22 protein-coding genes and 4 tRNA genes are annotated in these 24,039 nt (G+C 54.4%); 23 read left to right on the top strand and 3 right to left on the bottom strand.

Going from position 1 to position 24,039, the window contains the following annotated elements; all coding sequences use genetic code 11:
• The first annotated feature begins 27 nt into the window (after positions 1–27).
• The 6 genes from JQR90_RS12435 to JQR90_RS12410 all read left to right on the top strand — a co-directional run bounded on the left by JQR90_RS12435 (position 28) and on the right by JQR90_RS12410 (position 2,550).
• Positions 28–118, top strand: a tRNA-Ser gene (locus tag JQR90_RS12435).
• 108 nt (positions 119–226) lie between these two features.
• Positions 227–303: transfer RNA gene (locus JQR90_RS12430), tRNA-Arg, on the top strand.
• A 68-nt stretch (positions 304–371) separates the two neighbouring features.
• A tRNA-Arg gene (locus tag JQR90_RS12425) sits at positions 372–448 on the top strand.
• Positions 449–530: 82 nt separating this feature from the next.
• Positions 531–968 carry an acyl-CoA thioesterase gene (locus JQR90_RS12420; RefSeq protein WP_434140033.1) on the top strand — a complete coding sequence of 146 codons (438 nt, stop codon included), beginning with the start codon at positions 531–533 and terminating at the stop codon, positions 966–968.
• A 17-nt stretch (positions 969–985) separates the two neighbouring features.
• Positions 986–1,951, top strand: coding sequence for a tRNA dihydrouridine synthase (locus JQR90_RS12415; RefSeq protein WP_434140032.1), 966 nt, complete (start codon positions 986–988; stop codon positions 1,949–1,951).
• 128 nt (positions 1,952–2,079) lie between these two features.
• Positions 2,080–2,550: an Hsp20 family protein gene (locus JQR90_RS12410; protein ID WP_010794950.1), complete on the top strand. Its 471-nt coding sequence runs from the start codon at positions 2,080–2,082 to the stop codon at positions 2,548–2,550.
• A 56-nt stretch (positions 2,551–2,606) separates the two neighbouring features.
• Here JQR90_RS12410 and JQR90_RS12405 read toward each other — a convergent pair whose 3' ends face one another.
• Positions 2,607–3,479 carry a LysR family transcriptional regulator gene (locus JQR90_RS12405; protein WP_010794949.1) on the bottom strand — a complete coding sequence of 291 codons (873 nt, stop codon included), beginning with the start codon at positions 3,477–3,479 and terminating at the stop codon, positions 2,607–2,609.
• Positions 3,480–3,603: 124 nt separating this feature from the next.
• On the opposite strand from JQR90_RS12405, the gene leuC reads away from it, so the two are divergent.
• From leuC to JQR90_RS12320, 17 genes are all read left to right on the top strand, one after another.
• Positions 3,604–5,028 (top strand): 3-isopropylmalate dehydratase large subunit, encoded by a 1,425-nt coding sequence (leuC, locus tag JQR90_RS12400; protein ID WP_010794948.1) that lies wholly within the window; start codon positions 3,604–3,606, stop codon positions 5,026–5,028.
• Positions 5,029–5,038: 10 nt separating this feature from the next.
• Positions 5,039–5,683, top strand: coding sequence for a 3-isopropylmalate dehydratase small subunit (leuD, locus tag JQR90_RS12395; RefSeq protein ID WP_010794947.1), 645 nt, complete (start codon positions 5,039–5,041; stop codon positions 5,681–5,683).
• A gap of 10 nt (positions 5,684–5,693) precedes the next feature.
• Positions 5,694–6,458: a class I SAM-dependent methyltransferase gene (locus JQR90_RS12390; protein WP_010794946.1), complete on the top strand. Its 765-nt coding sequence runs from the start codon at positions 5,694–5,696 to the stop codon at positions 6,456–6,458.
• A gap of 54 nt (positions 6,459–6,512) precedes the next feature.
• Positions 6,513–7,595 carry a 3-isopropylmalate dehydrogenase gene (gene leuB / locus JQR90_RS12385; protein WP_010794945.1) on the top strand — a complete coding sequence of 361 codons (1,083 nt, stop codon included), beginning with the start codon at positions 6,513–6,515 and terminating at the stop codon, positions 7,593–7,595.
• 57 nt (positions 7,596–7,652) lie between these two features.
• Positions 7,653–8,765, top strand: a complete 1,113-nt coding sequence (asd, locus tag JQR90_RS12380; protein ID WP_010794944.1) for an aspartate-semialdehyde dehydrogenase — start codon at positions 7,653–7,655, stop codon at positions 8,763–8,765.
• A gap of 110 nt (positions 8,766–8,875) precedes the next feature.
• The gene (locus JQR90_RS12375; RefSeq protein ID WP_010794943.1) at positions 8,876–9,886 is read left to right on the top strand and encodes an aspartate-semialdehyde dehydrogenase; all 1,011 of its coding nucleotides are present in this window, start codon (positions 8,876–8,878) and stop codon (positions 9,884–9,886) included.
• Positions 9,887–10,018: 132 nt separating this feature from the next.
• Positions 10,019–12,811: a FimV/HubP family polar landmark protein gene (locus JQR90_RS12370; RefSeq protein ID WP_010794942.1), complete on the top strand. Its 2,793-nt coding sequence runs from the start codon at positions 10,019–10,021 to the stop codon at positions 12,809–12,811.
• Positions 12,812–12,813: 2 nt separating this feature from the next.
• A complete protein-coding gene (gene truA, locus JQR90_RS12365) occupies positions 12,814–13,671 on the top strand; it encodes a tRNA pseudouridine(38-40) synthase TruA (protein ID WP_010794941.1) in 858 nt (285 codons plus the stop codon).
• A 55-nt stretch (positions 13,672–13,726) separates the two neighbouring features.
• A complete protein-coding gene (locus JQR90_RS12360) occupies positions 13,727–14,347 on the top strand; it encodes a phosphoribosylanthranilate isomerase (RefSeq protein ID WP_037029594.1) in 621 nt (206 codons plus the stop codon).
• A 276-nt stretch (positions 14,348–14,623) separates the two neighbouring features.
• Positions 14,624–15,493: an acetyl-CoA carboxylase, carboxyltransferase subunit beta gene (gene accD, locus JQR90_RS12355; protein WP_010794939.1), complete on the top strand. Its 870-nt coding sequence runs from the start codon at positions 14,624–14,626 to the stop codon at positions 15,491–15,493.
• Positions 15,493–16,779: a bifunctional tetrahydrofolate synthase/dihydrofolate synthase gene (gene folC, locus JQR90_RS12350; protein ID WP_010794938.1), complete on the top strand. Its 1,287-nt coding sequence runs from the start codon at positions 15,493–15,495 to the stop codon at positions 16,777–16,779. Before accD ends, folC begins: the two co-directional genes overlap by 1 nt.
• 3 nt (positions 16,780–16,782) lie before the next feature.
• Positions 16,783–17,445, top strand: coding sequence for an SPOR domain-containing protein (locus JQR90_RS12345; protein ID WP_010794937.1), 663 nt, complete (start codon positions 16,783–16,785; stop codon positions 17,443–17,445).
• Between the two features lie 55 nt (positions 17,446–17,500).
• A complete protein-coding gene (locus JQR90_RS12340) occupies positions 17,501–18,040 on the top strand; it encodes a CvpA family protein (RefSeq protein WP_037030388.1) in 540 nt (179 codons plus the stop codon).
• 53 nt (positions 18,041–18,093) lie between these two features.
• Positions 18,094–19,599, top strand: coding sequence for an amidophosphoribosyltransferase (gene purF, locus JQR90_RS12335; RefSeq protein WP_010794935.1), 1,506 nt, complete (start codon positions 18,094–18,096; stop codon positions 19,597–19,599).
• An 11-nt stretch (positions 19,600–19,610) separates the two neighbouring features.
• Positions 19,611–20,822 (top strand): O-succinylhomoserine sulfhydrylase, encoded by a 1,212-nt coding sequence (locus JQR90_RS12330; protein ID WP_010794934.1) that lies wholly within the window; start codon positions 19,611–19,613, stop codon positions 20,820–20,822.
• Positions 20,823–20,836: 14 nt separating this feature from the next.
• Positions 20,837–21,589, top strand: coding sequence for an SDR family oxidoreductase (locus JQR90_RS12325; RefSeq protein WP_010794933.1), 753 nt, complete (start codon positions 20,837–20,839; stop codon positions 21,587–21,589).
• A 100-nt stretch (positions 21,590–21,689) separates the two neighbouring features.
• Positions 21,690–21,766, top strand: a tRNA-Asp gene (locus JQR90_RS12320).
• A gap of 140 nt (positions 21,767–21,906) precedes the next feature.
• Here the strand turns inward: JQR90_RS12320 and JQR90_RS12315 are convergent.
• Together JQR90_RS12315 and JQR90_RS12310 are read right to left on the bottom strand one after the other, a co-directional pair.
• A complete protein-coding gene (locus JQR90_RS12315) occupies positions 21,907–22,944 on the bottom strand; it encodes an AraC family transcriptional regulator (protein ID WP_010794932.1) in 1,038 nt (345 codons plus the stop codon).
• The gene (locus JQR90_RS12310; protein WP_010794931.1) at positions 22,941–23,936 is read right to left on the bottom strand and encodes a hypothetical protein; all 996 of its coding nucleotides are present in this window, start codon (positions 23,934–23,936) and stop codon (positions 22,941–22,943) included. The genes JQR90_RS12315 and JQR90_RS12310 overlap by 4 nt, the downstream gene beginning before the upstream one ends.
• Positions 23,937–24,039 lie beyond the last annotated feature (103 nt).

Here is a 24,039-nt window from a genome sequence, read left to right as displayed (position 1 = left end):
AAAATCGCGTATATTACGCCCCGTCGCGGTGAGGTGGCCGAGAGGCCGAAGGCGCTCCCCTGCTAAGGGAGTACACCTCAAAAGGGTGTCGAGGGTTCGAATCCCTCCCTCACCGCCATTTACGTTACAGGCTTCGGGAAAAGCGATTCAGAGTTCTATCCCTCTGATTCTATTAAGAAATTCGCTTGACTCAAAAAGATATGAGCCTATAATGTGCACCCTCAGCGCGCTCGTAGCTCAGCTGGATAGAGTACTCGGCTACGAACCGAGCGGTCAGAGGTTCGAATCCTCTCGAGCGCGCCATTTTGAAGGGTGTTTAAAAAACACCCGGTTTTACCAGTGGTGGTCTGGATATAAAAGCACCAAGTTGCGCGCTCGTAGCTCAGCTGGATAGAGTACTCGGCTACGAACCGAGCGGTCAGAGGTTCGAATCCTCTCGAGCGCGCCATACCCCAAAGGGCTTGCAGAAATGCAAGCCCTTTGTTTTTGTGCCCTGAAAAACTTACGCAGACATGTTCCGGCGAGGCTATATGAACTGGGAACTTGAAAATCCGTTCGTCATATCGTTGCAGGTATCAATGACTGACATCGATGCGCTTGGGCATGCCAATAATGCTGTTTACGTCGCCTGGCTAGAACAGTGTGCCTGGCAGCATTCAAGTAGCTTAGGATTTGGTGTTAACGAGTTTCACCGGTTGGACCGCGCCATGGCGGTAGTTCGGCACGAGATCGACTATCTCGCAAGTGCTTTCGACGGTGATCAGTTGCTGCTGGGAACATGGTTGACTGATTGGGACAGGCGGCTACGTATGACACGTCGTTTTCAACTGATGCGCCCGTCCGATGGTATGACCTTGCTGCGTGCAGTCACGACTTTCGTATGTATAGAGCTCTCTTCAGGTAAGCCGCGGCGTATGCCTGAGGCTTTCATTCAGGGTTACGGTCAGGCGCTGCCTGATTCGCTTTAAGTGTTCCAGAGGTCTATATGCAAATCGCTTTGGCGCCCATGGAGGGGCTGGTTGATGAGATTCTGCGTGATCTGCTAACGCAGGTAGGTGGCATCGACTGGTGTGTCACGGAGTTTATTCGCATTACCAACCGGCTATTGCCTCTAGCAACGTATGAAAAATACGCTCCGGAGTTGGCAAGCGGCTCGATGACGCGAGCGGGAGTACCCATGCGAGTTCAGTTCCTAGGATCGGACCCTGTCTGCCTGGCAGAGAATGCGGCGTACGCCTGTACGCTGGGTGCTCCGGTCATTGATCTGAATTTTGGTTGTCCTGCCAAGACTGTTAACAACTCCAAGGGCGGTGCCATCCTCCTTAACGAGCCAGAGCTGTTGCACTCGATTGTCTCGCATGTTTGTCGTGCCGTGCCTTCGTCTATCCCGGTGACAGCCAAGATGCGGTTGGGCTATGACAGCCCTGAAGGCGCGCTGGAGTGCGCTCAAGCGTTGGTTTCTGGCGGGGCGCAACAGTTGGTTGTGCATGCCCGCACCAAAAAAGATGGCTATAAACCGCCAGCTCACTGGGAGTGGATTGCCAGGGTTGCGGAAGTCGTCGACGTTCCTGTACTGGCTAACGGCGAGATCTGGACGCTGGAGGATTACTGGCGGTGCCGTGAGGTGTGCGGTATCGCGGAAGTTATGTTGGGGCGTGGATTGGTTTCCCGGCCTGACCTGGCGCGACAGATAGCGGCCAGCGTCAAGGGTGAGCATGTTGAGCCTATGCAGTGGGAAGAGCTGTTCGCGCTGCTACAGATTTTCTGGCTCAAAGCGCGCCAGAAGATGGCGCCACGCTATGCGCCGGGACGTTTCAAGCAGTGGTTGGGTATGCTTTCTCGTAATTATGAGGAGGCGCTGACGTTGTTTGGCGAAATACGCCGTGAGACAGAATGCGAGCGGATCGATACGCTGCTTGGCTTGCAGCCCTCAATTCCTTCGGTTGCATAGTCCAGTTCAGTTACCGTTCATCGGGTGTGCTACTTGAAAAAAGCGAGCGGGTTCCTATATCGAATCCTGCAGGGCGCCGAAGTCGGGCCTTGCGTTGAAACTTGCTGATGACTCAGGAGATTCCCTATATGAACACTGCATTCTCTCTTGCTCCCTTGTTCCGCCATTCCGTTGGATTTGACCGCTTCAATGACCTGTTCGAATCCGCGCTGCGCAACGAGTCGGGTAGCTCCTACCCACCCTATAACGTGGAAAAGCACGGCGACGATCGCTATCGCATCGTGATCGCGGCTGCCGGCCTTGCCGAAGACGACCTTGAGCTCGAAGTGGAGCGGGGCGTGTTGACCGTGAAGAGCGGCCGCCGTGAGAAGAGCGCCGACAGCGTGACCTACTTGCACCAGGGCATCGCCCAGCGTGCCTTCAAGCTGTCCTTCCGCCTGGCTGATCACATTGAGGTGAAGGGTGCGAGCTTGAAGAATGGCCTGCTCAACATCGATCTGGTACGTGAAGTACCGGAAGAGGCCAAGCCCAAACGCATCGCCATCAACGGTCAGTTGAGTGCCGATGAAAAGCCTGCGCTGGAAGGTCAGAGTGCCTAAGTACAGCGGCCATCAAACAATAGAAAAGGGGGCGCCATGTGCGGCCCCTTTTTTATTCATACATGCAAATCGTTCAATAGCTTCATAAAGGCCTTGGCTGCATTGGAATGCGTTCGTTCTGTGTGAACGATATAGCCCAGGCGACGTTTGAGGTGTATTCCCGGCAAGGGAAGTCTCACGACTTGGTCATCAAGCATTGTTCGCGGCAGGACACTCCAGGCAATGCCGATAGAGACCATCATTTTGATGGTCTCCAGATAGTTTGTGCTCATTGCAATATTGGGTGTGAGCTGCTGTGCCTCGAACAAGCCCCGCACGATGTGATGGGTAAAGGTATTTCCGCCTGGGAAAACGGCAGGGTGCGCAGCAACGTCAGCCAGGCTGATTTGCTCTGACATGGCCAGGGGGTGCTCAGGCGCTGCGACAAAATCGAGGGGGTCATCCCAGACAGGTGAGGCCTGGATAAGCGGTGATGCTTCTGGCGCCAAGGTGATAATGCCAAGCTCCACACGCCCCTGTAGCACTTCCTCATATGCCGCTTCTGAGTCAAGAAAGCGAATATCCAGAGAAACTTTTGGGTATAGGCGTGTAAAGTTCCTGAGTATCGGCGGTAGCCGATGTAATCCGATGTGATGACTAGTGGCTAAAATCAGTTTGCCGGCAATCTCGCCATTGAGATTGGCCAGTGCTCTTCGGGTGTCAGCCAAGGCGTCTTTTACCTGATAAGCCCTAGGTAAAAGTGCTCGACCTGATTCGGTCAGGCTGATTTCCCGCCCAATACGATCGAAGAGACGTGTTTCCAGTTGCTGTTCAAGGCTGGCAATTCGTTTGCTGACGGCAGGTTGTGTCAAATGCAGCCGTTCGCCTGCCTCGGAAAAACTTCCACTCTCAGCAACTGCTATAAACGCATTGAGGTTATTCAGATCCAAAAGATGGATTCCTAATGGTTATGCAGATCATGAAAATTATGAATTTGTTTTATGAGAGCATCAAGCGTTAGGATCACCTTACAAGCCCTAAGGGCATAGAAACACGCCGATGAGGACGTTAGTGATGGCTGGCAAGACCCTTTACGACAAGCTCTGGGATATGCACTTGGTCAAGCAGCGCGATGATGGTTCGGCACTGCTGTACATTGATCGTCATATCATTCATGAGGTGACCTCACCTCAGGCATTCGAAGGCCTGCGGTTGGCTGGGCGCAAGCCTTGGCGTCTAGGCGCCAATCTGGCAACGCCAGACCACAACGTGCCAACCACGCCGGATCGTAAGGAAGGTATTGCTTCCATCAAGGATGAGACGTCTCGCATTCAGGTTCGTACGCTCGACGAAAACTGCGATGACTTCGGTATTACTCAATTCAAGATGAATGACGTGCGCCAGGGCATCGTGCATGTCATAGGCCCAGAGCAGGGCGCCATCCTGCCCGGCATGACTGTGGTATGTGGTGACTCTCATACGTCCACCAACGGTGCGCTTGGGGCCTTGGCTCATGGTATCGGGACGTCCGAGGTTGAGCACGTACTTGCGACCCAGTGCCTGGTCGCGAAGAAAATGAAAAACATGTTGGTACGCGTCGAGGGTGAATTACCTTTCGGCGTAACCGCCAAAGACATCATTCTGGCTGTGATCGGCAAGATCGGTACGGCGGGAGGTAATGGGCACGCTATCGAGTTTGCGGGCAGTGCCATTCGCGCCTTGTCGATGGAAGGCCGAATGACAATCTGCAACATGTCAATTGAGGCGGGCGCACGCGTAGGCATGGTGGCGGTCGATCAGACCACAATCGATTACGTAAAAGGACGCCCTTTTGCCCCTGCGCCCGAGTATTGGGAGCAAGCCGTAGCAGTATGGCGCGGGCTGGTCTCTGATGAAGACGCTGTCTTTGATACCGTCGTCGAGTTGGACGCGACCAAGATCAAGCCTCAGGTTAGCTGGGGGACTTCCCCTGAAATGGTGGTTGCGGTAGATCAAGCCGTTCCTGATCCGGCCCAGGAGCGAGACGCCGTGAAGCGTGGCTCTATTGAGCGCGCATTGAAATACATGGGATTGCAGGCCAGTCAGCCTATTACTGATATCCGTCTGGATCGAGTGTTCATTGGCTCCTGTACCAACTCTCGCATTGAAGACCTTCGTGCCGCGGCGGCTGTCGCCAAAGGCCGTAAGGTGGCGAGTTCCATCAAGCAGGCGCTGGTGGTGCCTGGGTCTGGCCTGGTAAAGGCCCAGGCTGAAAAGGAAGGTCTGGATAAGGTCTTTATCGATGCAGGTTTCGAATGGCGTGAACCGGGCTGCTCGATGTGCCTGGCAATGAACGCGGATCGCCTTGAAAGCGGTGAGCACTGCGCATCCACATCCAACCGCAACTTCGAAGGGCGTCAGGGTGCCGGTGGTCGTACGCATCTGGTAAGTCCCGCCATGGCCGCTGCGGCAGCGATCGCAGGGCATTTCGTTGACGTTCGTGAATTCGGTCGCGTTTAAGGAGCATCTCATGCAGGCATTTACTCAGCATACAGGCGTGGTTGCTCCATTGGATCGCGCTAATGTCGATACGGATCAGATCATTCCAAAGCAGTTTCTTAAATCCATTAAGCGGACCGGCTTTGGCCCCAACCTGTTTGACGAGTGGCGTTATCTGGATGTAGGGCAACCTGGGCAGGACAATAGCCAGCGTCCACTCAATCCGGATTTCGTGCTTAATCAGTCCCGTTACCAGGGGGCCAGCATTCTTCTGGCGCGGGAAAATTTCGGATGTGGATCATCCCGTGAACACGCGCCTTGGGCGCTGGATGGATACGGCTTTCGCGCTGTGATTGCTCCAAGCTTTGCTGATATCTTTTTCAACAACAGTTTCAAGAACGGTTTATTACCAATCGTCCTGCCAGAACAGGAAGTGAGTGAACTCTTTGCTCAGGTTGAGTCGACAGAAGGGTATACCCTTGAAATCGATTTGGCCTCGCAGGTTGTGAAACGTCCTGATGGCAAAGCCATTCCCTTCGAAATCGACGCGTTCCGCAAGCACTGTTTGCTTAATGGGTTGGATGACATTGGTCTGACCCTGCAGGATGCGGATGCCGTCAGGGCATTCGAAAAGACATACCAACAGGCCAATCCCTGGTTGTTTCAAAACGCATGAGGTAGGCAACATGGCTGGTGATCACGAACAAATTGTCCAATCCCAATTCGGTACGATGGCTGAGTCGTACCTGGGGAGTAACGTCCATGCTCAAGGCTCTGAACTGCAGGAGATGCGGGAGCAGGTAGCCAAACGCGAGCAGGCAAAGGTTCTGGATCTAGGGTGTGGGGCCGGCCATGTCAGCTACAACATTGCGCCTGTGGCGGGCTCGGTGGTGGCATTGGATCTGTCAGAAGAGATGCTGGCCATCGTCAAGCGTACGGCCAATGAGCGCGGCATCGACAATATCAGTGTGCAACCCGGGATGGCTGAGCGTCTGCCGTTTGGGGATGCCAGCTTTGATTTCGTTCTTAGTCGGTATTCCGCGCATCATTGGCGTGACATCGGCTCAGCTCTGAGCGAGGTGCGGCGTGTGCTGCGTTTCAATGGTCAGGCTGCGTTTGTAGATGTCATCTCGCCTGCCAACCCCCGTCTTGATACCTATCTTCAGACCGTAGAAATCCTGCGTGATAACAGTCACGTCAGAGACTACTCCATGGCTGAGTGGCTCCAGATGCTGGGTGTTGCTCGTCTGGGAGTAACCCGCTGTGTTCGCCAGCGGCTGCGCTTGAACTTCCTGGAGTGGGCCGAGCGGATGAATACGCCTGAGCCCATGCGTCAGGCCATACGCACAGTACAAGGCCGGATTGGTCAGGAAGTCCGTCATTATTTTGAAATTGACAAGGACGGCTCCTTTACCGTCGATGTGATGGTCCTTTGGGCCCAGCCTATATGATCTGGGTGGTGCCCTTGCACCACCTCTACTTTTCCATGGATAAGTGAGATAACAATGAGCAAACAGATCCTCATTCTGCCAGGCGATGGCATTGGCCCTGAAATCATGGCTGAGGCTGTTAAGGTTCTGAATCGCGTCAACGACATGTTCGCATTGGATTTCGAGCTGACCGAAGATGTGATCGGCGGTGCAGCCATCGACAAGCATGGCGTTCCGTTGGCTGATGAGACGCTTGAAAAGGCTCAGGCAGCAGATGCTGTTCTGCTGGGTGCGGTGGGTGGTCCCAAGTGGGACAAGCTTGATCGTGCAATTCGTCCTGAAAAGGGTTTGCTCAAGATTCGTTCTGCGCTAGGTCTGTTTGCCAATCTGCGTCCGGCCATTCTCTATCCGCAATTGGCGGAGGCCTCTACCCTCAAGCCAGAAGTGGTGTCAGGTCTGGACATTCTGATCGTGCGCGAGCTGACCGGCGGGATCTACTTTGGTGGCCCTCGCGGTATCCGCACGCTCGATAACGGTGAGCGTGAGGGTTTTAATACGCTTCCCTACAGCGAAAGCGAAATTCGCCGGATCGCACGTGTCGGTTTTGAAATGGCTCGTGTCCGCGGCAGGAAACTCTGCTCGGTAGACAAGGCTAACGTCATGGAGTCCAGTCAGCTATGGCGAGAGGTTGTGGAAGAGGTCGCCAAGGATTATCCCGATGTCGAGCTGAGTCATATGTATGTCGATAATGCGGCCATGCAGTTGGTGCGCGCGCCCAAGCAGTTCGACGTGATGGTGACGGACAACATGTTTGGCGACATTCTGTCGGATGAGGCCTCAATGCTGACCGGTTCGATTGGCATGCTGCCTTCCGCTTCGCTGGATGCCAACAACAAAGGCATGTACGAGCCCTGTCATGGTTCGGCGCCGGATATCGCCGGACAGGGCATTGCCAACCCGTTGGCTACGATTCTTTCCGTTTCCATGATGCTTCGCTACAGCTTCAACCAATCAAAGGCCGCTGAGGCGATTGAGCAGGCGGTAAGCCGTGTTCTGGACCAGAACTTGCGTACAGGCGATATCTGGTCAGCGGGCTGTCAAAAAGTAGGTACTCGCGAAATGGGCGAGGCAGTAGTCGCGGCGCTCGCAAGTGAGTAATCTGTACGGCCGGCCGGAGCGCTTCCGGCCGCCACTTCCAAAAAAGGTGCAGTAGCAATGAAGCGTGTAGGTTTAATCGGATGGCGCGGTATGGTGGGATCCGTGCTCATGCAGCGTATGCTGGATGAACGTGATTTCGACTTGATCGAGCCGGTGTTCTTTACCACCTCCAATGTAGGGGGCGAAGGTCCTTCCATTGGAAAAGATATCGCTCCGCTGAAAGATGCCTACAGCATTGACGAACTCAAGGGCCTGGACGTCATCATCACGTGCCAGGGCGGCGATTACACCAGCGAAGTTTTCCCGAAGCTGCGGGAAGCCGGTTGGAACGGTTACTGGATTGACGCTGCGTCTACCTTGCGTATGCATGACGATGCCGTGATCGTTCTGGATCCCGTAAACCGTCGAGTGATCGACCAGGCGCTTAACGAGGGCACCAAGAACTACATCGGTGGCAATTGCACCGTTAGCCTGATGTTGATGTCTCTGGGCGGGCTGTTCGAGGCTGGCCTGGTTGAGTGGATGAGCGCAATGACCTATCAGGCAGCGTCAGGTGCCGGTGCTCAAAACATGCGTGAGCTGATTCGCCAAATGGGCGCGACACATGCAAGCGTTGCTGACGATCTGGCAGATCCTGCCAGTGCGATTCTGGATATTGATCGTAAGGTGGCGGAAACGCTACGGGGCGAGTCTTTCCCGGTAGAGCAGTTCGGTGTGCCGCTTGCAGGGAGCCTTATTCCCTGGATCGACAAGGAGCTGCCTAATGGACAGAGCCGAGAGGAATGGAAGGCGCAAGCGGAGACGAACAAGATCTTGGCCCGCTTCAAAAACCCGATTCCTGTCGATGGTATCTGTGTCCGCGTGGGCGCCATGCGTTGCCACAGCCAGGCATTGACCCTCAAACTTAACAAGGACGTGCCGATTTCCGATATCGAAGGTTTGATCAGTCAGCACAATCCATGGGTCAAGCTGGTGCCGAACCACCGTGAAGTCAGCATGCGTGAGCTGACCCCTGCTGCGGTAACAGGCACGCTTAACGTGCCGGTAGGTCGTCTGCGTAAGCTGAACATGGGCTCCCAATACCTGGGCGCATTCACTGTCGGCGATCAGTTGCTATGGGGAGCGGCTGAGCCGCTGCGCCGTATGCTGCGTATTTTGCTTGAGCGTTGAGGTATTACTCCTCATTCCGTTGAGATCATGCTTCTCCATGATTCACGGCAATTGAAAGTCTTAAAGGCGGCCGCTACAGTGCCGCCTTTTTTCATTCTGGGCCCCTGCACATGAACACATCCCTTTCGGTCGTTGTCGTTGGTGCAACAGGCAACGTTGGCGAAGCTATCGTGACATTGCTGGAGGAGCGTGATTTCCCGCTCGTCCACCTTTATTTGGTAGCGTCAGCTGACTCTGTTGGTCAGTCTATTGCCTTTCGCGGCAGAAACCTGCGCATAACGGCAGCTGATGACTTTGATTTTGGCAAGGCTCAACTGGCCTTTATGGCAGCTGATACGGTATCGGCCGGGACGTTGGCAGAAAAAGCGTTCGAGGCGGGATGTTCGGTTATTGACCTGACTGGCTCTTTGGATAGCTTACGTTCGCCGCGTGTGATGCCGGACGTCAGCAGCGAACTCATTGGCCAGCAGCAAAGGCCTTGTCTGCTGTCAGTGCCGAGTGCACCTGCCGCAGTACTCATTAGTACACTGGCTCCCATTTGCCATCAAAGTGCTATTGAGCAGGCAACTGTTACCGCTTGTCTCGCTGCCTCTAGTCGGGGTAGGGCCGGTGTTCGAGAGTTGGCGCGGCAAACAACCGAGCTGCTAAATGCGCGTCCACTGGAGCCAAAGGTATTTGGCAAGCAGTTGGCATTCAATGTGCTAGCACAGACCGGTGAACCACAGTCAGATGGCTATACTGCGATTGAGCATAGAGTCATGGGCGAGTGTAAAGAAGTGTTGGGCAACAGTCTCGGAACATTGGCGGTCAGTTGTATTCAAGTGCCAGTGTTCTTTGGCGATAGTCTTTCGGTAACCGTTAAAACACGTGATATTTTGGCTATAAAAGATCTGAATTTGGCCTATTCTAAGCATGAAGGCTTGGAATTGTTTGATGCAGAAGAATATCCAACGGTCGTGGATGATGCGATCGGACGTGATGAAATATTGATTGGGCGCGTCAGACATAATCCAGAAGATCCACATCTGATTGAAATGTGGATCGTTTCAGATAATGTTCGAAAGGCGGCTGCGCTTAATGCCGTGCAAACGGCTGAATTATTGATAAAACATTATCTGTAAAAGATACTGATTTAAGTTAGGGCAGACTTATCAGTAAATAATTGGCTAGGCGTACCGTTCAAACTGGCCGGTCATCTTGAACGGTACCTAGGTAAGCAAATCTGCTGCCGACAGAAATCATAAGGGAAAGCTATGGTTCGGGTTCGAAAATTAGTGCTAGCAATCGCGGCGGCATCCGCCTTTGCGTCAGGAGCGACGTATGGCCTTGGCCTCGGTGATATTCATCTGAATTCATCGCTGAATCAGCCATTCAATGCGGTCATTGACCTCAAGGATGTTCGCGACCTTTCAGCAGAAGAATTGCGCCCCGTTCTGGCTTCCCCTGAAGACTTCAGTAAAGCCGGCGTCGATAGAAACTATTTTCTGACCGATCTTAAATTTACGCCTGAAGTCCGAGCGGACGGGCGTAGTGTTATTCGTATTACGTCATCCAAGCCGGTACGTGAGCCCTACTTGAACTTCCTGCTGGAAGTGAGCTGGCCAAGCGGTCGCGTGCTTCGCGAGTACACCGTTCTACTGGACCCACCGCTTTACACGCCTCAAATGGCGGCAGCACCCGTAGCGCCTGTTACGGCGCCTGCACCATCAAGACCTGCGCGTCCAGCGGCAACCCCGGTACCTTCAGGTGCAGCGGGTGTGCCTGTCACCATGAATGGTGAGTACACGACCAGCCCGAAAGATACCCTGTGGGAAGTGGCAGACCGTACTCGTCCCAACGACAACGTCTCTGTACACCAGATGATGCTGGCTATCCAGGATCGTAACCCTAGTGCGTTTTTGAGCAATAACATCAATTTGATGAAGAGTGGGCAGGTTCTTCGTCTCCCCAATGATGAGCAGATCAGAGTGCGTTCCCAGCGCCAAGCATTGGAAGAAGTGGCTGCTCAGAACCGAGCCTGGCGTGGTGGTCTGCAGGCCGCTGATGCCGCCAACGTGCCAGGTTCGCCTCGACAACTTGATGCTACCAACAGGCAAGGCCCGGAGAGTGCACCGGGGGCGGCCGAGCAGCAGGACAATCTGCGCCTGCTTTCCGGTCAGCAGGGCAAATCAGCCTCTGGTAGCGACCAGGGAAATAGCGGTAATAACCAGGCGCTGGCAGACAAGCTGGCCGTAACGCAAGAAAGTCTGGATTCGACTCGTCGCGAAAACGAAGAACTCAAGAGTCGCATGAGCGATTTGCAAAGTCAGCTGGACAAGTTGCAAAAGCTGATGCAACTCAAGGATGCCCAGCTAGCTCAGCTGCAGGCTTCGGCTGCCAATCAGGGCGTTGCTCCAGAATCCCCTGAGGCGTCGGCTCCGGTAATCACTCCGCCGGCCACAACGCCAGAGGGTGAGCCTGCTCAACCTACGGCTGACCAAAGCGCGTCTGAACAGGCTGAAACAGCGCCTCCCGCTACGCCAGAGGATACGGCGCCCGATTCGGCCAGTGCTCCAGAAGTGCCGGCCGAAACACCTGCGGCGCCTTCGGCTACTACGCCTGCCATGCCCGCCACTGCAGCTCCGGCTCAGCCTGTTGAACCTGTTGCCGAAGAGCCCGCCAGTTTCCTTGATCAGATATTTGGAAACACCCTCTGGTTGGGTGTGATTGGTGGCAGTGCGCTGTTGGCGCTGCTGGTTCTTCTGATGGTCATCTCTCGCCGCAACGCCATGCGTGAAGCCGAGCGTGAGGCCGCCTTGGAAGAGGAGCAGTCCATTGGTGCCTATCGTGTCGATCCCGATATTCATGAAAGCAGTCTGGACGGCTTGGATATAAGTGACCTGTCCGAAAGCAATCTGGATAATCAGAACACCGATGCCAAGCAGCCGTCTGACGCGCTAGGTCAGGCTGATATCTATATGGCCTATGGGCGCTTCAATCAGGCTGCTGATGTTCTGCAGAAAGCCAGTGATGAGGAGCCGCATCGCGCTGACTTGCGTTTGAAACTCATGGAAGTGTATGCCGAGATGGGCGACCGTGAGGGCTTCATTCGCCAGGAAAATGAGTTGCGTGAAATTGGTGGATCCCAGCCGGAAGTCGAGCAGCTCAAGTCCCGTTACCCTGCCATGGCTGCCGCGGCGGCTGCAACAGTCTTGGGTGCGGCAGCGCTGGCTGCTGCGCACGAGGTCAGTGAGTCCGAGGAGCATCGCCTTGATGAGCCCGAGACTACTGAGAAGCTCGATGACGATTTCGATCTGAATTTCGATGACTTCAAGCTGGATGACACTGAAGAGCCAGCGGTGGTGCGCGAAGATACGAATACATTCGATTTTACCGCAGAAGAAACCACTGCTCAGACTGCCAAGGATGACGATTTTGACTTTGACTTCGATCTGTCGAGTGATTCGGAGCGTCCGGTAGCACCCGAGCATACGGCGTTAAATGACGAGTTCTCTCTGGATCTGGACGAGTCGGATCGCAACGCTGAGCCGATGGCCTTTAGCGAGCCTGCGGTTCATGCTCCTGAGGATGACTTCAGTCTCGATCTGCCAGATAATGAAACGAAGCCTTCGGACGTGAATGATCTGTCGGATGACTTCGATCTTTCCATTGACGAGCCAGGAGCAGAGCCAGAGCCTATTGCTGAGCGTGAAACGCCTGAAGCGGCTGACCCACAAGCACACAGCTTCGAAGCTGAGCTTCAGCGCGCCAATGCTGACCTGGAGCAGAGCAGTCCTGATCTGAGGGAAGAGACTGTAGCTGAGGAGCGCAAAGACGAAGCCAGTACTGACTTCGGCAGTTTTTCTGCAGAGAGTGGTTCAGGTCTTGATGACGATTTCGACTTCCTTTCGGGTGAAGATGAGACGGCAACCAAGCTTGATCTGGCTCGAGCCTATATCGATATGGGCGACGCGGATGGGGCTAGAGATATCCTTGATGAGATTCTGGCCGAAGGTAGTGATGCCCAGCGTAATGAGGCTCGCGAGATGTTGGCCCAATTGAGTTGAATATGACTGAAAGTGTTAACACAGCGGCAGCCGAGGAGGCTGCCGTTGGCGTTTCAAGAATAGCCCTTGGTGTAGAATACATGGGGGCTCGCTACCGCGGCTGGCAAAGGCAGCAGGCTGGCGTGATATCCGTGCAGGAAGCCCTTGAGAAAGCATTGAGCCGGGTGGCAGCTCAGCCTGTGACGGTTTCCTGCGCGGGTCGTACCGATGCGGCTGTGCATGCCAGCGGTCAGGTCGTGCATTTTGATACGGCGGTTGATCGTCCGCTTCATGCCTGGGTGCTAGGGGCAAATGCCAACCTGCCTAAGGATATTAGCGTAGCGTGGGCCAAGCCCATGCCTCATCATTTTAATGCGCGTTTTTCAGCCGTCGCGCGTCGATACCGCTACGTGATTTACAACGATCCTATTCGACCTGCTCATCTGGCCGAGCAAGTTACCTGGAATCACCGTCCGCTAGATGTTGAGCGAATGCGAAGTGCTGCGGCCCTTTTGGTTGGGACGCATGATTTTACATCGTTCCGTGCGCAACAGTGCCAGGCCAAATCTCCCATCAAGACTGTTCATCATCTGCATGTGCAGGTGTTCGGCTGCTTTATTGTGCTCGATATCAGGGCCAATGCTTTCTTGCACCATATGGTGCGGAACATAGCAGGCGTATTGATGACGATCGGCGCAGGCGAGCGGCCTGTCGAGTGGGCTGCCCAAGTGCTGGACGCCTGCGATCGTAAAGCGGGAGGCGTGACGGCGCATCCCTATGGGCTTTATCTGGTCAGGGTCGAATACCCTGAAGAGTTTGATTTGCCTAAGCGCTACCTGGGGCCGCATTTCCTGTCGGCTCTCCCTGATATGGCGAACTGACTAAGCCTCCGCCTTCTGATACCATCGTCTGATTTTTCAGTCCGGGTAAAAAGACGTGTCAGCGGTCCGTGTGAAAATCTGTGGAATCACATGCGTCGAGGATGCATTGGCCGCCGCTCATGCTGGCGCCGATGCTATCGGGCTCGTCTTTTATAGGAAAAGCCCTCGTTCCGTATCGATCCCCCAGGCCAAGCGCATCATTTCTGCTTTGCCTCCATTCGTGACAACGGTAGGGCTTTTCGTCGATGCGTCCCGCTGTGAGATTGACGAAACACTGGATGCCTTGCCGCTTGATCTGTTGCAGTTTCATGGTGAGGAGACGGCAGCCGATTGTGCGCGGTATCGTCGGCCCTACATGAAAGCGCTGCGTATGAAGCCGGGTGAAGACATTGCTGCTCGTTGTCAGGAATACGCTAGTGCAAATGCCATCTTGCTAGATACCTATGTTCAAGGTGTTCCCGGTGGAACAGGGCAGGCATTTGACTGGGCGCAAATACCGCAGGGATTATCCAGGCCTATCGTGCTGGCAGGTGGGCTTGGGATTGAAAATGTAGCCGATGCCATTGCCAGAGTGCGTCCTTACGCTGTTGATGTCAGCGGCGGGGTAGAGTCAACCAAGGGTATAAAGGATCACGAAAAGGTTCGTGCATTCGTTGATGCCGTACGGCGTGGTTAGGATTAAAAGGATCAACTGAGGCCATGTGACGGCAATTGAATTAAGACCGTCAACAGGCTAAGTCGGGCCCGAACCGTTTCGGGTCATCAATGATTTTTCTGCTTGATAATTACTAGCAGAGTTTAGGTTGGGCTAGCCCGTTAGGGTGGAGCCTGGTGGCGTTGAGTTGGACATGCTGTTCAATCTCCGTTCACCATCAATTCATAATTCGCTCAGGGATTGTGTGTCGAGCTCAGGACTTGATACATGCGAGCCCATGCAAGTGGAGAGTAATGCATGAGCAATTGGCTGGTAGATAAACTGATTCCTTCGATCATGCGTTCCGAAGTGAAACGCAGTTCTGTACCTGAAGGGCTGTGGCACAAGTGTCCTTCTTGCGAGTCGGTGCTTTACCGCCCGGAGCTGGAAAAGAATCTGGATGTCTGCATGAAGTGTGGTCATCACATGCGCATCAATGCTCGTCGTCGTCTGGACATCTTTTTGGATGCGGACGGGCGCGAGGAGCTTGGCGCTGAGCTGGAGCCTGTTGATCGCCTGAAATTTCGCGACAGCAAGAAATATAAGGATCGTCTGACGGCTGCTCAAAAGGAGACTGGCGAAAAAGATGCCCTGATTGCTATGAAGGGCTCGCTGATGGGTATGCCGGTGGCGGCCTGCGCATTTGAATTTTCGTTCATGGGCGGTTCCATGGGCGCGGTCGTGGGTGAGCGCTTTGTACGCGCCGCCAATGTAGCTCTGGAACAGCGTTGTCCGCTGGTCTGTTTTTCGGCGTCGGGTGGAGCTCGTATGCAGGAAGCGCTGATATCGCTGATGCAGATGGCCAAGACATCTGCAGTATTGGCGCGCTTGCGTGAAGAGGGGATTCCTTTTATCTCCGTCTTGACAGACCCTGTATATGGTGGTGTTTCGGCAAGTCTTGCCATGTTGGGTGATGTGATTGTTGCTGAGCCCAAGGCACTTATCGGATTTGCAGGCCCTCGCGTCATTGAACAGACTGTGCGTGAAAAGCTTCCGGAAGGTTTCCAGCGCAGTGAGTTCCTGCTTGAGCATGGTGCGGTGGATATCATTGTGCCGCGCGCTGAGCTGCGCAGTCGTCTCTCCAAGTTACTGGCTACCCTGCAGAACGTTCCTAGCCCGGCGGCCTGATGAACAACAAGTCCCTGGCCGATTGGCTGAGTTACCTCGAACAACTGCATCCCACTGCCATTGACATGGGCTTGGACCGCTCGCGCAAGGTGGCTCAGGCACTTGCGCTGGGGCATCTGGCGCCTCGAGTCGTTACGGTTACAGGAACAAACGGCAAGGGATCGACATGTGCGTTCCTGGCTCGACTGTTACGTGCCTCGGGGTTGCGTGTCGGGGTTTACAGTTCGCCGCATCTGTTGCGCTATAACGAGCGTGTCTCCATTGATGGGCAGGACGTAGACGATCAGACGTTATGTGAGGCATTTGCTGCCGTTGAGGCGGCACGTCAAGACACTTCGCTAACGTATTTTGAAATGGGCACGCTTGCTGCCTTCTGGCTGTTCGCGCGTGCGGAGCTCGATGCGGTCATTCTCGAGGTTGGGCTTGGCGGTCGCCTGGACGCAGTTAATCTGGTCGACGCTGACTTGGCCCTTGTCACCAGCATTGGGTTGGATCACGCCGAATGGCTCGGTAACACGCGAGAAAGCGTTGCGTTTGAAAAGGCGGGTATTTTTCGTTCGGGAAAACCTGCCCTCTGTGGCGACCTTGATCCGCCTGTTCCACTGCTGGAGCAGGCGGAGCGTCTGAATGCTCCGCTGTTTTGCCGGGGTAAAGACTTTGATCTTCTTATGGAGTCCCATAGTTGGTTTTGGAAGGGCGTAGCCGCTGATGGCGAGGTGTTGACGTTGCCCGGCATCCCTTTCCTTGATCTTCCTATGGAAAACGCTGCGCTGGCTTTGCAGGCGTATGCGTTGCTAGATATCGAGTGGGTGCCTGAAAAGATAGTCCAGGCTCTTGTGGACACAGCCGTAGTAGGGCGGCTGGATCGCCGTCAGGTAAGTATCGATAACAAGCAAATTCACTTGCTTCTGGATGTGGGGCATAACCCCCACGCAGCAGAGTATTTGGCTCGGCGATTATCTGTACGCAAACCCAGCGGGCGTCGCCTGGCTGTATTTGGCCTGCTTTCTGACAAGGATTTGCACGGCGTTATTACACCACTGCTTGCAGTGATCGGCGAATGGTTTGTGGCTGAGCTGCCAACGCCTCGGAGCCGTTCTGCGCAAGAGCTACATGCTGCGTTGCGCAATCAGGGGCAGGCCGTGCATTGTCACGACACTATAAGAAATGCATTAAGTGCAGCGGCTGAAATGGCTACGGAAGACGATGAAATCATCGTATTGGGTTCTTTCTACAGCGTGGCAGAGGCGCTAGGCTGGTTGCATAGCCAAGCACAAGGGGAATAAAAAATGGATCGAGTGCTCAAGCAGCGTATCGTTGGTGCCTTGGTGCTGGTTGCCCTGGCCATTGTATTCATACCAATGCTTTTTACTCGTCAGGATGAGACCCGCCAGGTGGTTGTAGAGCCGGCACCTCGACCCCAGGCCCCTGCAATGCCTGAAGTAGCTGTAAAGCCGGTAGAGACGCCAGAGGTGATACCGGACAAGCCTGAAAATGCAGCTTCGTTACCCAGTGCGCCAATTGCATCCGTGCCGGAGATTTCCAATGCTGATGCGCCAGTTGCTCAATCTTCACAACCCACTGCTCCTGCCTCTCAGACCAGCGCACCTGCTGTAGCGCAGGCGCCCCAGGCCAAGGCTGCACCAGCGGCGCCTCCGTCTACGCAGCCAGCGCCCGCCGCTCAGCAGGAGAAGCGGCTGGACAACAATGATCTGCCTGTAAGCTGGTCCGTGCAATTAGCCAGCCTGTCTAACAAGGCTCGTGCAAGTGAGCTGCAAAACACGCTGCGCAGTCAGGGTTACAATGCGTATGTACGCAGTGTGGATGGGATGAATCGCGTGTTTGTAGGTCCTGTCGTTGACCGAGGGGAGGCAGACCGCTTACGCGACCAGTTAAGCCGTCAGCAAAAGGTAAATGGCTTTGTAGTGCGTTTCCAGCCGGAACGCGGTTAACCAAATCGAAAGGCTCTGCTAATATGCAGGGCCTTTTTTAGTTGTGGGTCTCACCGTGGGCTTCACCTGGGCGGATTGGGCGATCATTGGCGTTATCGCTATTTCCAGTTTGATTAGCTTGAAGCGTGGCTTTGTAAAGGAAGCGCTTTCATTGCTGACATGGATAGTGGCAGGTGCTGTAGCATGGCTGTTCGGCGGTGCGCTGTCTCAATACTTCAACGACTATATCCAGATTCCTTCAGGGCGTATCATTGCTGCATGCGCGCTGCTATTCATTGCTACGTTGATGGTCGGTGCTCTGGTCAATTTCCTGTTGGGAGAGCTGATTCGGGTCACCGGGCTTTCAGGTACTGACCGTTTTCTCGGAATGGCTTTCGGGGCCGCACGTGGCGGCTTGTTGATCGTGGTACTGGTAGGGCTGCTGAGCCTGGCTCCAGTACAGCAGGATCCCTGGTGGAAGCAATCCGTATTGCTTCCCCATTTTCTTTTGGTGGCTGACTGGTCCAAGAACTTCATGTTGGGGTTTGCAGGGAACTGGATGACTCAGGCAGCCGTGCCGCACACGCTTAATGAGCTGGGTGGTATTGCCAAGTAAACGATGCGTTCACGCATCCAATCGAACTAGTCTTAACAGTGGGGTTCCGTCACATGTGTGGCATCGTTGGCATTGTGGGCAAATCAAACGTCAACCAGGCGTTGTATGACGCGCTCACCGTCCTACAACATCGTGGTCAGGATGCAGCTGGCATAGTGACCAGCCTGGACGGAAAGCTCTATCTGCGTAAGGACAACGGGCTGGTTCGGGATGTGTTTCAACAGCGACATATGCAGCGTCTAGTTGGCAACATCGGTATCGGCCACGTCCGTTATCCCACTGCCGGCAGTTCATCCTCTGCTGAGGCCCAGCCGTTTTACGTCAATTCGCCCTACGGTATTACACTGGCGCATAATGGCAACCTGACCAATGTGGCTCAGCTCTCTCAAGAGATCTATGAGTCGGATTTGCGTCACGTAAACACCAATTCCGACTCGGAAGTGCTGCTCAATGTTTTTGCACATGAGCTGGCAGTGCGTAACAAGCTGCAACCCACTGAAGATGATGTATTTGCTGCCGTCTCTGGCGTACATGAGCGGTGCCGGGGAGGGTATGCCGTTATCGCCATGATAACCGGGTATGGCATGGTAGGTTTCCGGGACCCCCATGCCATTCGGCCAATCGTGTTTGGGCAGCGTCATACCGAAAAAGGCGTCGAGTACATGATCGCCTCGGAAAGCGTATCGCTGAATGTACTGGGGTTCACCCTCATTCGTGACCTGGCTCCTGGCGAGGCGGTTTACATTACTGAAGACGGTCGCTTGTTCACGCGCCAGTGCGCGGCAAATCCCAAATATGCGCCGTGCATTTTCGAGCATGTTTACCTGGCTCGTCCGGACTCCATTATCGATGGTATTTCTGTGTACAAGGCGCGGTTGCGCATGGGTGAAAAACTGGCTGAGAAGATTCAGCGGGAACGCCCTGATCATGATATCGATGTAGTTATTCCCATTCCGGATACAAGCCGCACTGCAGCACTGGAGCTGGCGAATCACCTGGGCGTCAAATTTCGTGAAGGCTTCGTCAAGAATCGCTATATCGGCCGCACGTTTATCATGCCGGGGCAGGCTGCGCGCAAGAAGTCGGTTCGCCAGAAGCTGAACGCCATTGAGCTGGAGTTTCGAGGCAAGAATGTCATGCTGGTTGATGACTCCATCGTTCGGGGTACTACTTGCAAGCAGATTATTCAGATGGCCCGTGAAGCTGGCGCAAAGAATGTATATTTCTGTTCAGCGGCGCCTGCGGTGCGGTATCCCAATGTTTATGGTATCGATATGCCCAGCGTCCATGAGCTGATCGCACACGGTCGCTCTACAGAAGATGTTGCGCGCCTGATCGGTACGGATTGGCTCATCTATCAGGATCTCAATGATCTGGTCGATGCCGTTCGTGGTGGCAATCCAAGTATCGAAAACTTCGACTGCGCAGTGTTTGATGGTCAGTACATTACAGGCGATGTCGATGAGGCATACCTGCTCAATATCGAGCAGGCCCGTAATGATGCCGCTAAAACCACGTCACATGCGGTGCATGCCATCATCGACCTGTACAACGACTGAGGAGCTTTTGCATGAGTCATGACTGGGACGCCGGGCGGCTTGATAGCGACCTGGACGGTGTAGGTTTCGATACCCTTGCCGTTCGCGCAGGCTACAACCGCTCGCCTGAGGGTGAGCATGGTGAGGCGCTGTTTTTGACATCGAGTTATGTCTTCCGAAGTGCAGCCGATGCGGCCAAACGTTTCGCTGGCGAAGTACCGGGTAACGTTTACTCGCGTTACACCAACCCTACGGTACGGACCTTTGAAACGCGAATTGCAGCGCTTGAAGGGGCAGAGCAGGCAGTGGCTACCGCTTCCGGTATGTCGGCCATTCTGGCGTTGGTGATGAGTCTGTGCAGTGCAGGTGATCACGTGCTGGTCTCGCGCAGCGTGTTTGGCTCCACCATCAGCCTGTTCGAGAAGTACCTCAAGCGTTTTGGTGTTGAGGTGGATTATCCGCCGTTATCAGATATCGAGGCATGGCGTGGTGCCTGCAAGCCGAACACTAGGCTTTTCTTTGTCGAGTCACCTTCTAACCCGCTTGCCGAGTTGGTCGACATCGCAGCGCTCGCTGAAGTAGCCCATGCCCAGGGTGCACTATTAGCGGTCGATAACTGTTTCTGTACGCCCGTACTGCAGCAGCCGTTGGCGTTGGGCGCTGATATCGTGGTGCATTCAGCAACCAAGTATATCGACGGACAGGGTCGTAGCATGGGGGGGGTGGTCGCAGGACGTGCCGAGCACATGAAGGAGCTGGTGGGCTTTTTGCGTACAGCAGGCCCCACGCTGAGTCCTTTCAATGCATGGCTGTTCCTCAAGGGACTTGAAACGCTGAAGATTCGCATGCAGGCGCACAGTCAGTCAGCACTGCAGCTGGCGCGCTGGTTGGAAGCGCAGCCCGGTATTGAGCGAGTGTTTTACGCTGGCCTGGAAAGTCATCCACAGCATGAGCTCGCCAAGCGCCAGCAAAGCGGCTTTGGTGCCGTGGTCAGCTTCGAGGTAGCAGGTGGCAAAGAGGCCGCATGGCGTGTCATTGATGCTACGCGCATAATCTCCATAACCACTAACTTGGGCGACACCAAAACGACCATTGCTCATCCTGCTACCACGTCGCATGGTCGTTTATCACCAGCTGAGCGGGCCAATGCGGGTATCAGCGACAGCTTGATTCGCATTGCCGTTGGGCTGGAAGACATTGAGGATATCAAGACCGATTTGGCTCGAGGTATAGCAGCGTTGTGAATGAGGCATATCAAATGTTGACCGGTAGCAAGGTAGCGCTGGTTACAGGGGCGGCGCGTGGTATAGGGCTGGGTGTCTCGGCTTGGCTCATTACCGAAGGATGGCAGGTGGTTCTGGCTGATATCGACCGTAGCCGTGGGACGCGTGTGGTGGAAGCGCTTGGCAATCGTGCCTGGTTCATGGAAATGGACGTGGCGAACGAAAGTCAGGTGGAGGCCGTCATTGCCGAGGTGGTGGGTCAGTTTGGCCGATTTGACCTTCTGGTGAATAATGCTGGCCTCTCCGACCCCCATAACGAGCCGTTGGAAACACTGACATTGGCACGCTGGAATCAGGTGCTATCGGTTAATCTGACGGGCGCTATGCTGACAGCCAAGTATGCCGCTCCCTATCTTCGTGCCAATCGTGGTTCCATCGTCAATGTGGCATCGACGCGCGCGCAGCAGTCAGAAATATCCACCGAAGCCTATGCTGCCAGCAAAGGAGGTCTTGTTGCACTTACCCATGCGCTGGCCATGAGCCTTGGACCAGATATTCGTGTGAACGCTGTCAGCCCTGGCTGGATTGATTCCCGGGATCTTTCTCAGCAACAGGCTGAGCCGTTGACGGAGCTGGATCATGAGCAGCATCCGGTAGGAAGGGTAGGCACCGTAGAAGATGTGGCAGCGCTGGTAGCCTGGCTTGCATCAGAGGAAGCTGAATTTGTTACCGGTCAGGAATTTACCGTTGACGGTGGAATGACCAAGAAAATGATTTATTTGGATTAAATGATAAATAAATCTTGACGGATCAAAGAGGTATGCGCAAAATGCGCGCCATCCAAGAGGGTGACCTCTTGATTCTTCCGGGCGTTAGCCCGACCGACGCGCAGCGGTAGTTCAGTCGGTTAGAATACCGGCCTGTCACGCCGGGGGTCGCGGGTTCGAGTCCCGTCCGCTGCGCCATTTTATCTTTGCTCTCATTAACATCCTTGTGCCATCTCCGAGCAACTCGAAGCATGACATGCCACTTGGATGATTATCTCAAAAGCTTGCTTCGTTAACTGTCAGGTTTAGTGAGCAAGCACTACTGCAAACATAAACGCTTAACCTTCCTTGCGAATAGCTTTGCGGAAATCTCCTGGAGTCAGGAGTGTCCAACGCTTGAACGCTCGCTGAAACGCAGCGGCAGAGGCAAAGCCAAGCACGTACGCCACTTCTCCAAAGCTTAAATCTGTATCGCGAATATAGCTTATAGCAAGCTCTCGACGCGTATCGTTCAAAATATCCAGATAACGTGTTCCCTCATCTGCCAGCTTTCGTCGCAGTGTCCAGGCAGGCATCTGTAGACGCTTTGCAATTTCTTCAAGCGAAGGCTCTCCGTTTTTTAGCAGAGGGCCGAGTATAGATACGATACGCTCGGTTAGACTGTGTTGCCGTGTAATCTGCTGCAGCTCAGTTCTGCAGATGTCCAGAAGCGCTTTCCAGGTGCCTGGAAAATAACTAAGACCTGGAAAGGCCAACGTCTTGGCATCAAGCATGATTGCATTGGTTTCTGCACCGAACTCCACCATGCAGCCAAAGCGTTCGTCGTAAGATGCCGTGCAGGAGGGGCGGGGATATTCGATCAGGACCCTGGTTGGCCTTACAGGATTACCTGTGATGTTTCCTAGCATTGCGATCCATCCAGACAGTACTTGGTCTACCACGAATCGGTTGTAATCGTTGTAAGGACTGATGGAGTAGAAATGCATCCAGGCATGGCTGTCTTGGCGAGTGAAGCGAGACTGTCCACGGTAATTGCTGCCGTACAACAATTCATAATCCAGCAGCGTACGAGCGGCGTCTCCCAGTGTTGGTGCATGCAGGCTGGCTATGCCGGCAAGGCCCAGATGGACAGGCAGGCTCTGCTGGCCGATATCCAGTCCTAGAGCAGGCTCCTGGGTAAGTTGAATGGCAGCATGTCCCAGTCGCATGTATCGGGGAATGGACAGGCGTGCATTTGGTGTTGCAAACGTCGAGTCATCAATGCCGAAGCGGAGCAACAGCGTCGTTGGATCGTGGCCTCTGGCACGTACCGCGTTGGCCAGGGCGTGGACAAATCCTACTGATAAATCACCCAGGCGCAGGCGCTTTCGATTCATAGCCAGAGGTTTAGCAACTTGGCGCCGCCCTGTGGGGTATCGAGTGGCGTGAGAATCGGTTGCTCCTTGAGCATAAGCTTGCTCTGAGGCGTTGAGCGAAGCCCCCATGCTTGACCGCTGGCAAACACCTGAACGCCAGCATGCGCCCCGGTAGCCTGAAGTGCCTGGCGTATGTCCAGCGTGCTGCGCTCGCTCAGGGCGGGTATGACCAAAAGGTCCGTCTTTACGTTCGCCTGCATGTCAATTGAGTCGCTGCCTAGGATGACGCCTAGCTTACCGGCAGCAGTTTCGATGACTTGTGGCGTGATGCCAGGATGTTCTTTGCCGGATAGCCAGGGGCTGCGATACGGTTTTGCCAGTGGATGGCCCGTTGGATCAAACACTACGCAGGTGTTGTAGAGCTTACCTGTGCCAACCCGTAACAGGCCTTCCTTCATGCGTGGAGAGGGTAGAACGATCGAGCCCGCCACAACAGTAACCGAAAACTGGCGAGCCAGCCCGCCAAACAGGATCTGATAATTTCCTGCCATATCCCAGGCTTTCATTCTCAGCAGGGCTTCATCGAATCGCTGATCGCTTTTTGATGCAAGCCAGGCACGGGTGAACTTGACGGGGTTGCTGAGGGCTAGCCACTGGCGAGCTTCGTTTAGCTGGGCAGTGTTGTAAACGATAGGTTTCTCGCCAGTAAGCATAAGCCCTGTTCCAATATGCTCGGGGAATACCACAATCGTCTTGTCATTGAGCAATCCCTCGCGCTGGGCTTTGGCGAGGTAGCCTTCAAGCTTCAGTCGCAGACGCTCAGGGGTCTGGTAGTCGAGTGCAAACAGCTCCGGCTGAATCGCCAGCAGGTTGCCGTGGCCCTTGGCTTCGCCTGCATTGATTGCCAGCTCGCTTCGCAAATCCGATAAATAATGAAAGGTCGGCCGTTGGGCTATCCAGCCTGCGACTGCAGCGAAGATGCAGATGATGAATAGAAATACAAACTTGCGCATTAAAGCTCCGCGTTGAACCAGGCGTGCCCAAGGGCTTGAACACTCTGGCTGAAAATTCCACGTCAGGGTAGGGAAAATGCCTTTAAAAGCCAAGCCGGGGGTG

Source organism: Pseudomonas sp. JZ114 (assembly GCF_051027705.1).
In the GTDB taxonomy this organism is placed as follows: domain Bacteria; phylum Pseudomonadota; class Gammaproteobacteria; order Pseudomonadales; family Pseudomonadaceae; genus Chryseomonas; species Chryseomonas luteola.
The sequence above is the reverse complement of the archived record's forward strand: the minus strand, read 5'-3'. Positions and strand labels throughout refer to the sequence as shown.

Excerpts from the sequence above, each read along its gene's own strand:
- leuD (WP_010794947.1), top strand. The coding sequence starts at position 5,039 with ATGCAGGCATTTACTCAGCATACAGGCGTGGTTGCTCCATTGGATCGC.
- JQR90_RS12325 (WP_010794933.1), top strand. The coding sequence starts at position 20,837 with ATGTTGACCGGTAGCAAGGTAGCGCTGGTTACAGGGGCGGCGCGTGGT.
- leuB (WP_010794945.1), top strand. The coding sequence starts at position 6,513 with ATGAGCAAACAGATCCTCATTCTGCCAGGCGATGGCATTGGCCCTGAA.
- asd (WP_010794944.1), top strand. The coding sequence starts at position 7,653 with ATGAAGCGTGTAGGTTTAATCGGATGGCGCGGTATGGTGGGATCCGTG.
- folC (WP_010794938.1), top strand. The coding sequence starts at position 15,493 with ATGAACAACAAGTCCCTGGCCGATTGGCTGAGTTACCTCGAACAACTG.
- JQR90_RS12370 (WP_010794942.1), top strand. The coding sequence starts at position 10,019 with ATGGTTCGGGTTCGAAAATTAGTGCTAGCAATCGCGGCGGCATCCGCC.
- JQR90_RS12315 (WP_010794932.1), bottom strand. The coding sequence starts at position 22,944 with ATGAATCGAAAGCGCCTGCGCCTGGGTGATTTATCAGTAGGATTTGTC.
- JQR90_RS12410 (WP_010794950.1), top strand. The coding sequence starts at position 2,080 with ATGAACACTGCATTCTCTCTTGCTCCCTTGTTCCGCCATTCCGTTGGA.
- accD (WP_010794939.1), top strand. The coding sequence starts at position 14,624 with ATGAGCAATTGGCTGGTAGATAAACTGATTCCTTCGATCATGCGTTCC.
- JQR90_RS12375 (WP_010794943.1), top strand. The coding sequence starts at position 8,876 with ATGAACACATCCCTTTCGGTCGTTGTCGTTGGTGCAACAGGCAACGTT.
- leuC (WP_010794948.1), top strand. The coding sequence starts at position 3,604 with ATGGCTGGCAAGACCCTTTACGACAAGCTCTGGGATATGCACTTGGTC.
- JQR90_RS12390 (WP_010794946.1), top strand. The coding sequence starts at position 5,694 with ATGGCTGGTGATCACGAACAAATTGTCCAATCCCAATTCGGTACGATG.
- JQR90_RS12345 (WP_010794937.1), top strand. The coding sequence starts at position 16,783 with ATGGATCGAGTGCTCAAGCAGCGTATCGTTGGTGCCTTGGTGCTGGTT.
- truA (WP_010794941.1), top strand. The coding sequence starts at position 12,814 with ATGACTGAAAGTGTTAACACAGCGGCAGCCGAGGAGGCTGCCGTTGGC.
- JQR90_RS12415 (WP_434140032.1), top strand. The coding sequence starts at position 986 with ATGCAAATCGCTTTGGCGCCCATGGAGGGGCTGGTTGATGAGATTCTG.
- JQR90_RS12420 (WP_434140033.1), top strand. The coding sequence starts at position 531 with ATGAACTGGGAACTTGAAAATCCGTTCGTCATATCGTTGCAGGTATCA.
- purF (WP_010794935.1), top strand. The coding sequence starts at position 18,094 with ATGTGTGGCATCGTTGGCATTGTGGGCAAATCAAACGTCAACCAGGCG.
- JQR90_RS12310 (WP_010794931.1), bottom strand. The coding sequence starts at position 23,936 with ATGCGCAAGTTTGTATTTCTATTCATCATCTGCATCTTCGCTGCAGTC.
- JQR90_RS12330 (WP_010794934.1), top strand. The coding sequence starts at position 19,611 with ATGAGTCATGACTGGGACGCCGGGCGGCTTGATAGCGACCTGGACGGT.